The 16,041-nt window shown below is 68.9% G+C and carries 9 protein-coding genes; 6 read left to right on the top strand and 3 right to left on the bottom strand.

Going from position 1 to position 16,041, the window contains the following annotated elements; all coding sequences use genetic code 11:
- Positions 1–13: 13 nt before the first annotated feature.
- Positions 14–4,069 carry a bifunctional nitrate reductase/sulfite reductase flavoprotein subunit alpha gene (locus NVV99_RS12065; RefSeq protein ID WP_024102531.1) on the bottom strand — a complete coding sequence of 1,352 codons (4,056 nt, stop codon included), beginning with the start codon at positions 4,067–4,069 and terminating at the stop codon, positions 14–16.
- Positions 4,070–4,210: 141 nt separating this feature from the next.
- The gene (locus tag NVV99_RS12060; RefSeq protein WP_006550891.1) at positions 4,211–5,665 is read right to left on the bottom strand and encodes a CCA tRNA nucleotidyltransferase; all 1,455 of its coding nucleotides are present in this window, start codon (positions 5,663–5,665) and stop codon (positions 4,211–4,213) included.
- 75 nt (positions 5,666–5,740) lie between these two features.
- Here NVV99_RS12060 and NVV99_RS12055 point away from each other — a divergent pair, with 75 nt between their 5' ends.
- From NVV99_RS12055 to NVV99_RS12035, 5 genes are all read left to right on the top strand, one after another.
- The gene (locus tag NVV99_RS12055; RefSeq protein ID WP_033098068.1) at positions 5,741–6,346 is read left to right on the top strand and encodes an NUDIX hydrolase; all 606 of its coding nucleotides are present in this window, start codon (positions 5,741–5,743) and stop codon (positions 6,344–6,346) included.
- On the top strand, positions 6,343–8,826 hold the full coding sequence (locus NVV99_RS12050) for a DUF6049 family protein (protein WP_024102532.1): 2,484 nt from the start codon (positions 6,343–6,345) through the stop codon (positions 8,824–8,826). Before NVV99_RS12055 ends, NVV99_RS12050 begins: the two co-directional genes overlap by 4 nt.
- Complete coding sequence (gene murJ, locus NVV99_RS12045) at positions 8,823–12,641, top strand: murein biosynthesis integral membrane protein MurJ (protein WP_024102533.1); 3,819 nt, start codon at positions 8,823–8,825, stop codon at positions 12,639–12,641. The genes NVV99_RS12050 and murJ overlap by 4 nt, the downstream gene beginning before the upstream one ends.
- A gap of 142 nt (positions 12,642–12,783) precedes the next feature.
- Positions 12,784–13,332, top strand: coding sequence for an RNA polymerase sigma factor SigM (sigM, locus tag NVV99_RS12040; protein ID WP_024102534.1), 549 nt, complete (start codon positions 12,784–12,786; stop codon positions 13,330–13,332).
- A gap of 54 nt (positions 13,333–13,386) precedes the next feature.
- On the top strand, positions 13,387–14,109 hold the full coding sequence (locus tag NVV99_RS12035; RefSeq protein WP_024102535.1) for a hypothetical protein: 723 nt from the start codon (positions 13,387–13,389) through the stop codon (positions 14,107–14,109).
- A 49-nt stretch (positions 14,110–14,158) separates the two neighbouring features.
- Here the strand turns inward: NVV99_RS12035 and NVV99_RS12030 are convergent, their stop codons facing one another.
- A complete protein-coding gene (locus NVV99_RS12030; RefSeq protein WP_006550897.1) occupies positions 14,159–14,710 on the bottom strand; it encodes a TetR family transcriptional regulator in 552 nt (183 codons plus the stop codon).
- A gap of 105 nt (positions 14,711–14,815) precedes the next feature.
- Between NVV99_RS12030 and NVV99_RS12025 the strand changes: the two genes are divergently transcribed.
- The gene (locus NVV99_RS12025; RefSeq protein WP_024102536.1) at positions 14,816–16,015 is read left to right on the top strand and encodes an NADH:flavin oxidoreductase; all 1,200 of its coding nucleotides are present in this window, start codon (positions 14,816–14,818) and stop codon (positions 16,013–16,015) included.
- The last annotated feature ends 26 nt before the right edge of the window (positions 16,016–16,041 follow it).

Genomic DNA, 16,041 nt, shown 5'->3' with positions numbered 1-16,041 from the left:
ACCGGCAAGCAGATCAGTAGACATCGCGGACGTACCGCTTGTCGGCGGCCATCTGCTCGACGTACGCCGCGGCGGCGTCGCGGTCGAGCCGTCCGTGTGCCTGCACCACCTCGCGCAGGGCCGCGTCGACGTCCTTCGCCATACGTCCGGCGTCGCCGCACACATAGAAGTGGGCACCGTTCTGCAGCCACTTCCACACCTGCGCACCATGCTCGCGCATCCGGTCCTGCACGTAGATCTTCTGCCGCTGGTCGCGGGAGAAGGACAGTCCCAGCTCGGTGAGGAAACCGTCGGCGTGCATCGACTCGATCTCGTCGCGGTAGAGATAGTCGGTCTCGGATCGCTGGTCGCCGAAGAACAACCAGTTGCGGCCCGTGTGCCCGGCCTCGCGACGGTCGTGGAGGAAACCGCGGAACGGTGCGATGCCCGTACCGGGACCGACCATGATCATGTCGGTCTCGGGTGCCGGTGGCCGGAAGTGCTCGTTGCGCTGCACGAAGATCGGGATGTCCACACCCTTGCTGTGATCCGCGAGGAACGACGAGCACACGCCCGCCCGGGATCGACCCTCGAATTCGTAGCGCACCACCGACACCGTCAGTTGTACCTCGCGCGGGTTCGTCTTCGGGCTCGACGAGATCGAGTACAGGCGCGGACGCAGACGGCCGAGGAGGTCCTTCCATTCGTCCCAGGGCGCCTTGAACGGGTACTCGGCAATGACGTCCATCGCCTGCCTCCCGTACAGCCACTGCTGCAGCTCGATCTTGTTGCCCGGTCGCAGGAGTTTCGCGAGTTCGGCACTGCCGCTCTGCTTCTGCACGAACCGGAGCAGTTCCGGTGTCACCCGGGTGATGTCGAGGTGACGGGTCGCGGCCTCGCGCAGCGGCACGGTAGGACGGTCGCCGAGTTCGACGGCGGTCTCCGGGTCGAGGGCGGTGACCTGCAGCCATTCGTCGACGGCCTCCGGGCCGTTCGTCGGCATCACCCCGAGTGCGTCGCCGGCCTCGTATTCGAATGCTGGATCGAAGATCTCGAATCCGAACTGACGTACGTCCTTCGCCGAACCCGCACCGCTCAGTGCAATGTTGCGGGTGATCCGGGTGACGAGCGGCGAGTTGCGGGTATAGGCAGGGGCTGCGGGAGCAGCCGATGCGACCGGGGTCGTCGAGCCTCCCAGCAGCGGTACGAGGGCGTCGAGCCAGTTCTGCGCGCGCTCGTCCTCTCCGGGTTCGCAGTCGACGCGCTCGGCCAGGCGGGTCGCGCCGAGAGTGCTCAGACGGTCATCGACACGGCGCCCGAAGCCGCAGAAATCGTCGTAGCTCGAATCGCCGAAAGCAATTACTGCGTAACGTGTTCCGCTCAGTTCGGGCGCGGTGTCCGCCGCGAGCGACCGCCAGAACGACCCGCCGTTGTCGGGTGGGTCGCCGTCGCCGAAGGTGCTCGTGACGACCACGAGGTCGTCGATGTCGGCCAGCGCGGCGACGTCGAGTTCGTTCAGCCCCCTCAGCCGCACGGCCCGACCGGCATCGCGGAGCCGTTGTGCGCAACTCGCCGCGAAGGATTCGGCGTTGCCCGTCTGCGACGCCCAGGCCACCACGACGACCGGCCCGTCCGGCACCGCCTCGGTGGGCGTCGCGTCGGGAACCGGGGCCGAGTGCGCGTACATCCCGGCGAGCAGTCCGTCGACCCATACCCGCTTGTCGGCCGGGAACGGCGCGGTCGGCGGAAGGGTCGGCGCGGCAGTGATCTCCGCCGTCCTGAGTCCGGCGAGAAGACCTGCGAGATAACCTCGTTCGGCGTCGTCGAAGGTGGGTGCGGGAATCGTCCCGAGTCCCAGCGCAGACTCGAGACGGTCGAGCACCGAACCGCTCTCGAGCACCGGTTCGACCGCACCCGCGACCTTCTCCACCGACACGGCGCAGACCTTGAATTCGGGCTGCAGGGATGCCGGGTCGACGGCGTCGTTCGTCACGGCGTTGATGGCGAGATCGTCGCCGAAGAGGTCGTTCCAGTGGAAGGGCGCGAAGCAGTTCCCGGGCAGCACCCGGTCGGTGACGACGGCCGGCAGCACGGCCCGGCCGCGCCGCGATGCGATCTCGACCCGGTCGCCGTCGACGATCGACAGTCGCTGTGCATCATCGGGATTGATCTCGACGAACGGTCCGGGATTCAGTTTGGTGAGTTTCTCGACCTTCCCGGTCTTGGTGAGGGTGTGCCACTGGTGCGGGACGCGTCCGGTGTTCAGGACGAAGGGGTGGTCGTCGTCCGGCATTTCCGCGGCGGGCATGTGCGGGCGAGGGAAGAAACGAGCGCGGCCGTCGGGGGTCGCGAACGCCAGTCGCGGACGGGAACCGTCCTCGCGCACCACCGGGGTCCGGCTCGTCCCGTCGTTGAGATAGCGGACGGGGTGCCGTGTCGCGGCCGACTCCGGCGGGCACGGCCATTGCACGGGCCCTTCCCGCAGTCGGTCGTAGGTCATGCCGCGCAGGTCGTAGCCGGTCTGCGGATTCGCGAATCCGGTGATCTCCTCGAAGATTTCCTCGGCACTCGAATAGTCGAAGGCGTCGCCGAAACCCATCTCCTGCGCGACCCGCGCGATGATCTCCCAGTCGGGCAGCGACTCACCGACGGGTTCGACGGCCTGCTGTAGAAGATTGACGGTACGGTCGGATCCGACGGTGACATACTCGGATTCGGCCCACAGAGCTGCGGGTAGGAGAACGTCTGCGTACGAAGCGGTTTCGGTCTCGCGATAGACGTCCTGCACGATCACCAGCTCGGCCTTCCCGAGTGCCTCGAGAACGGTGCTCCGATTCGCGATCGACGCCACGGGATTGGTGCAGATGATCCAGCACGCCTTGATCTCTCCGGCGGCCATGCGCTCGAACATGTCGACGGTGCCGGCGCCGCCCTCGGTGCGCAGCGTGCCGCGCGGCAGCGACCAGCGATCTTCGACGAACGCGCGGTCGTCGTCGGAGAGGACACTGCGCTGACCGGGCAGACCCGGTCCCATGTATCCCATCTCGCGGCCGCCCATCGCGTTGGGCTGGCCGGTGAGGGAGAACGGCCCGCTGCCGGTGCGGGAGATCGCCCCGGTCGCGAGGTGCAGATTGCAGATCGCGTTGGTGTTCCACGTGCCGTGGGTGCTCTGGTTCAGACCCATCGTCCAGCAACTCATCCACTCCCCGGCCTCGCCGATCCACTGCGCCGCGGTGCGGATGTCGGCCTCGGCCAGACCGGTGACTTCGGCGACGACGTGCGGTGGGTAGTCGGCGAGGAAGGACTCCATCGCGTCCCAGCCGTCGGTGTGCTTCTCGACGAAGTCGCGGTCGACGTGTCCGTTCTCGACGATCAGGTGCAGCAGACCGTTGAGAAGCGCCAGGTCGGTGCCCGGCGCGATCTGCAGAAACAGGTCGGCCTTGTCGGCGGTCGCGCTGCGCCGCGGATCGACGACGATCAGTCGCGCTCCCGCCTTGACCCGATCCATCATGCGCAGGAACAGAATGGGATGGCAGTCGGCCATATTGGAACCCGACACGAAGAAGACGTCGGCGCGGTCGAAGTCCTCGTACGAGCCGGGCGGGCCGTCGGATCCGAGCGACTGCTTGTACCCGGTCGCGGCGCCGGCCATGCACAGTCTCGAGTTCGATTCCATGTGCGAGGTGCGCAGGTATCCCTTCGCGAGCTTCGTCGCGAGATACTGGGCCTCGAGCGACATCTGTCCCGAGACGTAGAGAGCCACCGCGTCGGAGCCGTGGGCCGAGACGATATCGTTCAGGCGCCGCGCGGTCTCGGCGATCGCATCGTCGAAGGGGAGCGGGGCGACCTCGGCCGCCCGCTCGGAACGCATCCACGCCGTATCGAGCCGGCCCCCGGCCGCGAGCATCTCCGCGCTGGTCGCGCCCTTCGTGCACAACCGACCCCTGTTGGTCGGGTGATCCTTGTCTCCGTATGCCCTCACCACGCGTCGGTCACCCGTCTCCGGGTCGACGGCGACGTCGAGGAGCATCCCGCATCCCACACCGCAGTAGGAGCAGGTGGATTTCACCGTGGTGATCTCGTCCTGCATCCCGCAACTCCTCGACACCGTCTCGACTACGCCGGTGTCCATGCTGGAGAAGCGGTGTTGCGGTGGCGTCACCCGCGGTGAGCACGCGGTGACATCTGGCTCACGCCGCCGTCACGACGATGTGAGATCAGACGTTCGGAGTCAGGCCTCCTGCTGCTGTGCCCACCACTCGAGCAGCGCGGCCTCGGCCTCGTCGCGCTCGAGCGGGCCGCGGTCGAGCCGCAGTTCCTTGAGGAAGTTCCACGCCTTGCCGACCGTCGGACCTGCGGAGATACCCAGCAGTTCCATGATCGCGTTGCCGTCGAGGTCGGGCCGGACCTTGGCGAGATCCTCCTCGGCGGCGATGCGCTCGATCCGTTCCTCGAGACCGTCGTAGGTGGCCTGCAGCGCGGCGGCCCGACGCTTGTTGCGGGTCGTGCAATCGGCGCGCACCAGCTTGTGGAGCTTCGGCAGCAGCGGCCCGGCGTCGTGCACGTAACGGCGCACGGCCGAATCCGTCCACTGTCCCCTGCCGTAGCCGTGGAAGCGCAGGTGCAGGAAGACCAGACGGCTGACGTCCTCGATCATCTGCTTCGAGTACTTGAGGGCGCGCATGCGCTTGCGCACGAGCTTCGCTCCGACCACCTCGTGGTGGTGGAAGCTGACGCCGCCCTGCGGCTCGTTGCGTTTGGTGTCGGGCTTGCCGATGTCGTGCAGCAGCGCGGCCCACCGCAGGACGAGATCGGGATCGCCGTCCTCGAGGTCGATGGCCTGCTTCAGGACGGTCAGCGAGTGCCAGTACACGTCCTTGTGCTGGTGGTGCTCGTCGATCTCGAGCTTCATCGCGGGGATCTCGGGGATCACCCGCTGCGCCAGACCGGTCTCGACCATCGTGTCGATGCCCTCGATCGGATAGTCGCCGAGGATCAGCTTGTCGAGCTCGGCCTGCACCCGCTCGGCGCTGATCCGCAGGATCTCGTCGGCCATCGAGACGATCGCGGTGTGCACGCGCTCGGTGAGGGCGAAGCCGAGCTGGGAGACGAACCGCGCCGCGCGCAGCATGCGCAGCGGATCGTCGTGGAAGGAGTCCTCGGGCTTCGCCGGGGTGTCGAGCACGCCGGCGAGCAGGGAGTCCATGCCGCCGAGCGGGTCGACGAACTCACCCGCACCGTCCGGTCCGATCCGCACGGCCATCGCATTGACGGTGAAGTCGCGGCGCACGAGATCGTCCTCGAGACTCGTGCCGTACTTCACGATGGGGTGACGCGTGACACGGTCGTAGGCGTCGCTGCGGAAGGTGGTGATCTCGAGTTGCTCGAGTCCCTTCACCGCACTGATGGTCCCGAAGTCGATACCCGTGTCCCACTGGTGGTCGACGAATCCGCGCAGCAGCTCCTGCACGACCTCCGGACGCGCATCGGTGGTGAAGTCGAGGTCGGTGCCGAGGCGACCGAGCACCGCGTCGCGCACGCTGCCCCCCACGAGATACAGCTCGTGTCCGGCTTCGGCGAATCGCGCCCCCAGCGGGGCGAGGATGTCGGACAGATCGCGCAGAGTGGCCTCGGCTCCGGCGAGCAGCCGGGTACGACGGTCGGTGTCTGCGGTGGGGGAGTTCACGTCTTTGCACCTTACCGAGCAGCGCGTTCGTGTGGTTGAGCCGGGACCAACGTCGGTCCATCTACTATCTATGAGGTGTCGCCCGCCGAACGTGCCAACCGTAACCGCCGCAGCTCGCGGCGGCGTGGCGCGGGCGCAAAGAAGACCGCACACGGTGCTTCGCCCGGATCGTCCGCTTCGCCCGGACCTCGCATGCGGACCGTCCGCGAGACTTCCGCGGGAGGTCTGGTGGTCGACGGACTCGGTGGTCCGCCCGAGAAACTCTGCGCAGCCCTGATCGGCCGCACCGACCGGAGGGGACGCCTGCTGTGGTCGTTGCCGAAGGGCCACATCGAGCAGGGTGAGACCGCCGAGGAAACCGCGATGCGCGAGGTCCGCGAGGAGACCGGCGTGCGCAGTTCGGTGCTCGCCGAGCTGGGCAGCATCGATTACTGGTTCGTCACCGAGGGCCGCCGGGTCCACAAGACCGTGCACCACTATCTGCTGCGTTATCTCGGCGGAGAACTCTCCGACGCGGACGTCGAGGTCACCGAGGTGGCGTGGGTGCCGCTGCGCGAACTGCGGACCCGCCTGGCGTACGCCGACGAACGCAAGCTCGCCGACATCGCCGATCAGCTCATCGCCGAGATGGACCACACGCGACTCCCCGATGCCGACGAACCGGGGGCCCCACGCGGATGACGGTGGTGGTGTCCCGGGCGGGCGCCGCGGTGCTCGCCGTGCTCGTACTCGTCCTCACAACGGCAGGCGTGACGCCTCTTCTGCCGACGACTCTTCTCCCGACGGCCTCGGCGAATCCGGCCGCAGCCCAGACCGACCCCGACGAACCGCGCTTCCTCGAGTTGAGTATCGACGAGGTGACGCCGCAGACGGTGACTCTCACGAGCGAGTCCGTCGTCACGGTCCGCGGCACGGTGGCGAACATCGGCGACCGGGACGTCGAGGACGTCTGGGTGCGGCTGCAGCGCGCACCGGTGGTCTCCGACTCCGCAGCGCTGCGCACCTCGCTGTCCCTCGACCAGGCCGGATTCGACACGGTCGGTGAGTTCGAGGAGGTCGCCGACCGGCTGGGGCAGGGCGAACGTGCCGACTTCGAACTCGAACTGCCGCTGCGCTCCGATCTCGTGCCGTCGCTCGACATCGACACTCCCGGCGTCTACCCGCTGCTGGTGAACGTCAACGGGGTCCCCGAATACGGCGGGGCGGCCCGGCTCGACGACGCACGCTTCCTGCTGCCCGTGCTCGCGGTTCCCGCGAGCGACGAGGTCACCGAGGAGACCGAAACCGGGAACGGCGGGTCGCGGGGCACGACCCGCTCGTCCGACGACGGCCGGCTCGACCGCGAGGAGAAGGCGTTCCCCGCCGTACCGCCCGACGTGTCCCGCCCCGCCGCGGTCACGATGCTGTGGCCACTGGCCGATCGGCCGAGGCTCGCCGCCGGCGTGGCCGGTTCCGGCACCGAGCCGGTACGCCTGGTCGACGACGACCTCGCGGCCTCGCTCACCGAGGGCGGGAGGCTCGACGGTCTGCTGCGCGCCGTCGAGGACACCGCCCGCACCGAACCCCGCGTCCTCGAGGGACTGTGTCTGGCCGTGGACCCGGACCTGCTCGTGACCGTCGCGAACATGACGCGCGATTATCTCGTCGTCGAGGATCCGAACGAACCGACCGGCGATGCGCGTCCGGGCTCGGGCACGGATGCCGCGGTCGCCTGGCTCGAGCGGTTGCGTGCCCTCGCGGCGACGACCTGCACGTTGGCCGTGCCGTTCGCACAGGTCGACCTGACCGCGCTCGGCGACCTCGCCGACTCGTCCCTGACCGACTCCGCGCTCGAATCACCGGCGGCCATCGTCGACTCCATCCTCGGCGTCACCTCCACCCCGGGCGTGATGTGGCCCGACTCCGGCGTACTCACCGAGAAGACCGGATCGATGCTCGCCGCCGACGGCCCGGTGACCGCTCTGGTGTCCGACAACGCCCTCGAGGGCGGACGCGCCCTGCTCGCGGGCACGTCGTCGACGCCGTCCACCGCGCCGGGCGGCAACGGCTTCCGGATCTCCGGTGTCTCCGGCCTCACCGCCGCCCTGTTCGACTCGTCCGCGTCCGCGGCACTGGCCGGGATGGGCACCGACCCGCAGACGCCGTCCTTCGTCCCCTCCTCGGCGCGCTACGACCTCTCCCGCGATTCCTCGACGGCCCGCCTGCAGGACGCCCTCGGCGCGCTGGCCTGGCCGGCCATGGTGCCGACGGTCAGCGAGGTCACCGGGGCGGCCCTGCCGGCCGCGGGCCGATCGGTGCTGTTCGCGCCGCCGCAGAACTGGTCGGCATCGCCCGACGACGCCGCCTCCGTGCTGTCGATGCTCTCCACGCTCGTCCGCTCGGGCCTGACCACGCCGCGACCGCTCGCCGCGCTCGTCGACGCGGCCGCGAACACCGCGAACGACCCGACGGCCTCGATGCTGGTCTATCCCGAGCAGGCGATCACCGACGGCGCCTCCGCGGCGGTCGTGTCCGAGGCCGAGGAACAGATCGGCCGCCTCGACGCGATCCAGACGGCGCTGGTCGAGGACCCGCAGGCCCAGCTCACCCCGCAGCAGTTCACCGCCCCGCTGCGCGAGGACCTGCTGCGCGCGATGAGCCTGGCCGGTCGTCGCGGTGCCGACGCCGACGGTGCCTACGCGACCGGCGAGCACCGCGCCTCCGAGGTGCGGGAGGCCGTCGACGACATCTACGACGCCGTGACGGTCATCTCGACCGGCGGTGTGTACACCCTGACGTCCGAACAGAGTCCGCTGCTGCTCACCGCGCGCAACGACCTGCCCGTGGGCATCACCGTGCGGCTGCAGGTGGACGCGCCCGACGCGGTGGACATCACCGATATCGGGCCGACCCAGCTCCCGCCGCGCGGCAGCCGCACCCTCACGGTGCCGGCTCAGATCAGCGACTCGCGGAACCTCCGGTTGGAGTTCGCACTCACCACCGACTCCGGCCTGCCTCTCGGCAGCTCGACGACGGTGACGGTACGTTCCAATGCGTACGGCCAGATCCTCGCCGTCGTCACGGGATGTGCGGGAGCCCTCCTGCTGTTCCTGGCGGGCAGGCGACTTCTGCACCGGTTCCGGGGAGAGCCGGATCCAGCCGACGAAGGGTATGAGAAATGACCGGGAACTCCACACGGGACGACGTGGAGACACACCCGAACCCGGGACCGTCGGACTCTCCCACCACCTCACCGGACGTCACGGGTGCCGGTGCGGGTCGCCGCAGGCCGCAGAGCCTGCTCGCGGCGACCGGCTCCATCGCCGTGGCGACCCTGGTCAGCCGCATCACCGGCTTCCTCAAGCAGCTGCTCATCCTGACCCTGCTCGGTGCGAGCGTCGCGTCGTCCTTCACCGTGGCGCACCAGATCCCCAACATGATCTCCGAGCTGGTGCTCGGCGCCGTCCTGACCTCGATCGTCGTGCCGGTGCTGGTGCGGGCCGAGCGGGAGGACCCCGACGGCGGTGAGGCCTTCGTCCGGCGACTGTTCACCGCGGCGCTGGTGCTGCTCGGCACGGCGACCGTTCTCGCGGTGGCCGCGGCCCCGGTCCTGACCACCCACGTCTTCCTCGACGAGTCCGGCAAGGTCTCGACGTCGCTGACCACAGCGCTGTCGTACCTGCTCCTGCCCGCGATCATGTTCTACGGGTTGTCGGGCCTGTTCACGGGCATCCTCAACACCCGGCAGGTGTTCAAGCCGGGCGCCTGGGCCCCGGTGTGCAACAACCTCGTGGTGCTCACCGTGCTGGTGATCTACTACCTGATGCCGGGCGAGATCACGCTCGATCCGGTGCGGATGAGCGATCCGAAACTGCTCGTCCTCGGCATCGGCGTGCTGCTCGGCGTCATCACGCAGGCGATGTGCCTGGTACCCGCGCTGCGCCGCGAAGGCATCAATCTCAGGCCGTTGTGGGGTCTCGACGACCGGCTCCGGCAGTTCGGTGGCATGGCCGCCGCGATCGTGCTGTACGTGCTGATCAGCCAGGCCGGGATGGTCTTCGCCACGCGTGTGTCGTCAGGCGCCGACGAGGCAGGTCCCGCGATCTACAACAACGCGTGGCTGCTGCTGCAGCTGCCCTACGGCGTCCTCGGGGTCACCGTGCTCACCGCGATCATGCCGCGCCTGAGTCGCAACGCCGCCGCGGACGACACCCCGGCCGTCGTCGACGACCTGTCCGTCGCGACCCGCCTCACCATGATCTCGCTCATCCCGATTGTCACCTTCCTGACGATCGCGGGTTCGCAGGTCGGCGCCGCGCTGTACGGCTACGGCAACTTCGGCGGCAGCAACGCCGAACGCCTCGGCCAGGCGGTGAGCTGGTCGGCGTTCACGCTCATCCCGTACGCGCTGGTGCTCATCCACCTGCGCGTGTTCTATGCCAGGGAACAGGCCTGGACCCCCACCTGGATCATCCTCGGCATCACCGCCGTCAAGATCGGCCTGTCCGCGCTGGCGCCCGTCGTCGCGGCGAACGACGAGCAGGTGGTGCTGCTCCTCGGCGCGGCCACGGGCGTCGCGTTCACCGTCGGAGCGTTCATCGGCGGCTATCTGCTGCACCGCACACTCGGCGACCTGCAGATGGCGAACGTCGGACGCACCGTCTGGCACGTCGTGCTCGCGTCGCTCGCCGCGGCGATTGTCGTGCTCGTCACCGACCGTCTCCTGCAACTCGACGTCCTTGCCGACCGCTTCGGGGGCATCGGCTCGCTCGTGCGGGTCGGGCTCAACGGTGTGCTCATGGTGCTCGTCGCGCTGGTCGGGATGTACCTGCTCAAGGTGCCCGAGATCCTCGCGATCGAAGCGGCCGTGCGACGGAAGGTCGCGGCACTGCGCGGCACCGCCCCGGTCGAGGAGGCCCCCTCCGGACCCGAGACCGGAACCACCTCCGACGAGGCACCGGCTCCCGCCCCCGTCCCGCGTCCGCGCTACGCCGAATCGGATGCCGAGAAGACCGTCATCCTGCCGCGTATCGACTACGGCGAGTACGGCGTCGGACCTTATGACGCCATCACAGAGGTCATGCCCGCCATCAGGGACGTGCCCGGTCGCAGCAATGCGCACGGACAACTCCCGTACCCTGATCAGCAGCAGGTACGGTCCGGGAGCCGTCGACCACGGTTCTTCGCGGCCCCCAGCGGCGACCCGCGTCTGCACACCGGAAGTGGACGAGTCGACAACGAAGGAGTGAGGGTGAGCGACGACCACGCTGCCGGCAAGTCCACCATCGATGCCGCCGCACGGCAGAAGTCTGCCGACAAGGACGGCAAGCGCCCGCCGCGCGATCCGAACCTCGACACGGGTGTCATCCCCGTCGGATCCCCGCAGCTCCCGCCGGTGCGTGTCGCGGGCCCGGCCTCCCAGCCGCGCCGTCCGATGCGCGGCCCCGATCTCATCGCCGGTGCCTCGGTCGCCGGTGGTCGCTACCGTCTGCTCGCCCCGCACGGAGGCGCGCGCGGTCTGCGTTTCTGGCAGGCACTCGACGTCAAGCTCGATCGCGAGGTCGCGCTGACCTTCGTCGACGCGGAACAGCGCGCGGCCGACGGCACCGGCCCCGACTCGCCGCAGGCCGTGCTCTCGCGCACCCTGCGCCTCGGTCGTATCAATTCGCCCGGACTCGCCCGCGTCCTCGACGTGGTGCGCGGCAGCTCGGGCGGCATCGTCATCTCGGAGTGGACTCCCGGCCGGTCGCTGAAGGAGATGTCCACCACCGAGCCGTCGCCGATCGGTGCGGCACGCGCGATCCGCGCGCTCGCGGCCGCCGCCGAGGCGTCGCACCGTGCGGGCAGCGCCCTGTCGATCGACCACCCGGATCGCATCCGCATCAGCGTGGCGGGTGACGCCGTGCTGGCCTTCCCCGCGACCTTCTCCGATTCCGACGCGATGTCCGACGTGCGCGGTCTCGGCGCGAGCCTGTACGGACTCATCACCGGACGGTGGCCGCTCGGTGAGCCGTCGGCTCCGGGCGGCGTTCCCGTCCCGCACCACAGCGGTGCCACCGTCGGCGGAATGCCGGAGCCCGACCGCAAGGACGGTGTGCCGGTGGAGCCGCGCGTCCTGCGTCCCGATGTGCCGTTCGAGATCTCCGCGGTCGCGGTGCGTGCCCTGTCCGAGGACGGCGGTATCCGGACCGCCGCGACCGTGCAGCACATCCTCGACCAGGCGTCGGTCGTCGATCAGAAGACCGAGATGATCCCGGCACTGCGGATCGGGCAGCGCGCTGCCGCCGCGGAGACGCATGCACTCGCGGATCCCGAAGCGCTGGAACAGAAGAAGAAACATTCGCAGCGGATGCTCATCGCCCTGGCCGCGCTCGGTGCCACGACGGTGCTGTTGCTCGCGCTCATCGGATGGTGGATCGCGAACCTGCTCGCCGGCGATGCCAACGATGCTCCGCTGACGAGTCAGGAGTTCGGTCTGACTCCCACTGCCGAGGCACCCGCCGAGGAGGGGGCGGGCGACGAGCAGGTCGAGGCCGCGCCGCCGCGACCGGCGGCGAGCGCTCCGGTCTCCGCGACCTCCGTGTCGGTGTTCTCGCCTCAGGGCACACCCGATTCGCCCGCCACCGCGTCGCAGGCGATCGACGGTGATCCGTCCACCTCATGGAGCACCGATGCCTACTTCGATCCGTTCCCGTCGCTGAAGAACGGTGTCGGACTTCTGTTCACGCTCGCCGACGCGTCGGAACTGTCCGCGGTGAAGGTCACCACCGACACGCCGGGCACGGTCGTCGAGGTGCGCAGCGCACCGTCCGAGTCGACGTCGCTCGATCAGACGCAGGTGATCGGTTCGGGCACACTGGCTTCCGGTGAGACCACGATCCCGGTCGAGGCGGACGGCCAGACTTCGCACGTGCTGGTGTGGATCACCGATCTGAGCTCGAGCGGCGGAAGCAACAAGAGTTCCCTCTCCGAAGTGGAATTCGAAGCCGCACGCTGACCGCGGACAGCCGGGCGGAATCGTCCGGATCGGCTACCATCCGCGCGTGCGAATTTTCGGGGGGATCGCAAAAATCGCCGTGCCCGACGGGGGTGTCGACGACGGCGGAAGCGTGTCGGACGGGGTGGCGTCCGATGGAGCAGTGTCGGATGCCGAGCTGCTCGCAGCACACGTCGCAGGCGATCGGCATGCCTTCTCCGCCTTGCTGGCACGACATCACGACCATCTGTGGCAGGTCGCGCGGCGGACGAGTTACTCGAACGAGGACGCGGCCGACGCGCTTCAGGAGGCACTGCTCTCGGCGCACCGGAGGGCTTCGGGTTTCCGGGAGGACGCCGCGGTCCGCAGCTGGTTGCACTCGATCGTCGTCAACGCGTGCCTCGATCGCATCCGCCGCAATCGTGTCCGCGTGACCGTCCCACTGTTCGAAGACGATTCGCACGACCTGCGTACCCCGCGCGATCCCATCCACGACACCGAGATCGCACTCGACATCGAATCCGCCCTGTTCGCACTGCCACCCGACCAGCGGGCAGCCGTCGTCGCGGTGGATGTGGAAGGTTTCTCCGTCCGGGAGGCGGCGCAACGTCTCGGTGTTCCGGAGGGAACGGTCAAGAGCCGCTGTGCCCGCGCGCGGAGCCGGCTCGCAATTCTTCTCGACGACCTTCGCTCCGAGGGGAACCGATCGTGATCCTCCTCCGTCTTACTCTGGTGAGGGATGCCGAACCGCGGAGGAGAGTCGCGCATGAACGAGGACGAGATGCGTCCGTCGAACTCCGCCGAGATGCGCCCGCCGTACTCCGCGGAGTTGCTCGCCGATCTGCATGCCGGGGTGCTCGACGAGGAGCTCGCCGCCCGGTTGTGGCCGCGCGTGCGCCGCGATCCCGGGGCCGTCGTGTATCTGGCGCGGCTCGACGCGACGCAGGCGCGGTTGTCGGCCCTGCGCGGCGCTCCACCGAAAGAATCGATTCCGCCCGAGATCGCCGCGCGTATCGGTGCCGCGCTCGCGGAGGATCGATCCGACGACCGGTCCGATGTCCGGTCCACACCGTCCCGCATCGCACGGCGTCGCCGGTGGGCGGTGGCCGGTGCCGCGGTCGCGGCTGCAGTGGCGGTGTTGCTCGTGGTGGTCGTGCGCGAAACGGCTTTCGGTAGCGACGACCCGACCGGTGTTCCCGTCGCGGCAGCGGAAGACGAGGCCCTGTTCGAACCCTCCACCCTGCGGGCGATGATCGGCGACACCGATCCCGGTCTCCTCGGTGGAGCCGATCGTCTCCGAGAATGCTTGGACGCGAACGGTTTCGAAGGCCGGTCACCGATCGGTTCACGCGCGGTGCGGTACGCCGGCGACGATGCCGTCCTCGTCCTGTTGAGCGGACCGGACGCACCGGCGCTTACCGCTCTGGTGGTCGGAACCGACTGCGACGCAGATGATCCCGCGATAGTGGTCCGCAAGACGATCGGCTGATCTTTCGGCGCTCGGGTCCGGCGCTCGGGTCCGGCGCTCGGGTCCGGCGCTACGCCACGGTCGACAACAGTTCCAGGATCCGCGCGCGCAGCGCGGGTGTGTCGTCCTCCGCGGCGATGAGGCCGGCGAACAACGCCGACCCCGCTGCCATCACGAGCACGGCCTTGGCGTCGATCTCGACGTCCGAACCGTCGCCGTCAGCGAACAGGGCGGTGCTGGGGCCGCTGAACGTGCGCCAGAGCGTGTTGCGGAGGTCGTCGTGGTCCCGCAGTGCCGCGAGAAGCCCCGGGAGCGCAGCGCGGACCTCCGGCCGGGAGAACAATTCGATGCTCCCGGTGACCACCCATTCGATCCAGCCCTTGCGATCGATGCCGTCGTAGGGCGTCAGATCGGGTGCGGAACCGAGCAGTGCGTCGAGCACCAGGTGGGCCTTGGTCGGCCACCGACGCGTGAGTGCGGCGCGGCCGACGCCGGCGCGGGCGGCGACCGCCCGCAGGCTCAGCCCGTCCCAGCCGTGGGAGCGGAGCATCTCGCGGGTGGCGGTGAGGACGTCGTTGTCTATTCGGGGGTCGCGGGGGCGCCCCGGAGCGGTGCTGGGCATGGGATCCGTGATGTCGGGACCGAGTGGGAATCGATCTGGCGCGGAGTGTGACGAGCGTTATAGTCGAAGCGCAATTACGATACCACTGGCATCGAAAGTAGGGGCATGTCTTCGCCGCGACCCACCGTGTTCGAACCGGCCCGACTCGGGCCGCTCACCCTCCGCAACCGCATCGTCAAGGCGGCAACCTTCGAAGGGGTCATGCCTCGAGGAGCCGTCAGCGACGAACTCGTCGAATTCCACGCCGAGGTCGCCCGCGGCGGCACCGCCCTCACGACCGTCGCCTACTGCTCGGTCTCCCACGACGGCCGCGTCCACCGCGACACCCTCGTGCTCGACCCCGACTCCGTCCCCGGCCTGACCCGGCTCACCGACGCCGTGCACGCCGCCGGGGGTCTGGCCTCCGCGCAGATCGGCCACGCCGGACTCGTCGCCAACCAGATCTCCAACAAGATGAAGACGCTCGCGCCGTCCACGCGCATCAGCGCCCCCGCCATGGGGCTCGTCCGCGGCGCGACACTCGAGCAGCTCGATCGGGTGGTCGAGGACTACGCACGCGCCGCGCGCTTCGCCGTCGAGGCCGGATTCGACGCCGTCGAGGTCCACCTCGGGCACAACTACCTGCTCAGCTCCTTCATGAGCCCGAATCTCAACAAGCGCTCCGACAAGTACGGCGGCAGCATCGAGGGCCGTACCGCCTTCCCGCGTCGCGTGCTCGAGGCCGTCCGCACGGCAGTGGGGGAGGGGGTGGCCGTCATCGCGAAGTTCAACATGACCGACGGCGTGCCCCAGGGTCTGTGGCTCGACGAGTCCCTGCCCATGGCCAAGCTCATCGAGTCCGACGGCACCATCCATGCCATGCAGCTCACCGGCGGGAGCTCGCTGTTGAACGGGATGTACTTCTTCCGCGGCGACGTCCCCATGAAGGAGTTCCAGGCGTCGCAGCCGAAGGTCGTCGGCTGGGGACTGAAGGTCTACGGGCCGAAGATCTTCCCGAAGCTCCCGTTCGAGGAGGCATTCTTCCTGCCCATGGCCCGGCAGTTCCGGGAGGAACTGAAGATCCCGCTGATCCTGCTCGGCGGCATCAACCGGCTCGACACTATCGAGACGGCGCTCGACGAAGGCTTCGAGTTCGTCGCCATGGGCCGCGCGCTGCTGCGTGATCCGTATCTCGTCCGCAAGTTCGAGGAGAAGACGGCACACGAAGGTCTGTGCATCCACTGCAACAAGTGCATGCCGACCATCTATACGGGCACGCGTTGCGTGATCCGCGAGACGCTGCGGGACGTGCCCGGCGCGGCCTGAGACCGTACCGGTTCGCATCGAGGGCG

The sequence above is a fragment of the Rhodococcus sp. PAE-6 genome, from assembly GCF_025290685.1.
GTDB classification, from domain to species: Bacteria; Actinomycetota; Actinomycetes; order Mycobacteriales; family Mycobacteriaceae; genus Rhodococcus; species Rhodococcus pyridinivorans.
Note: the sequence above shows the minus strand (reverse complement) of the source record. Positions and strands in the feature narration are given on the sequence as shown.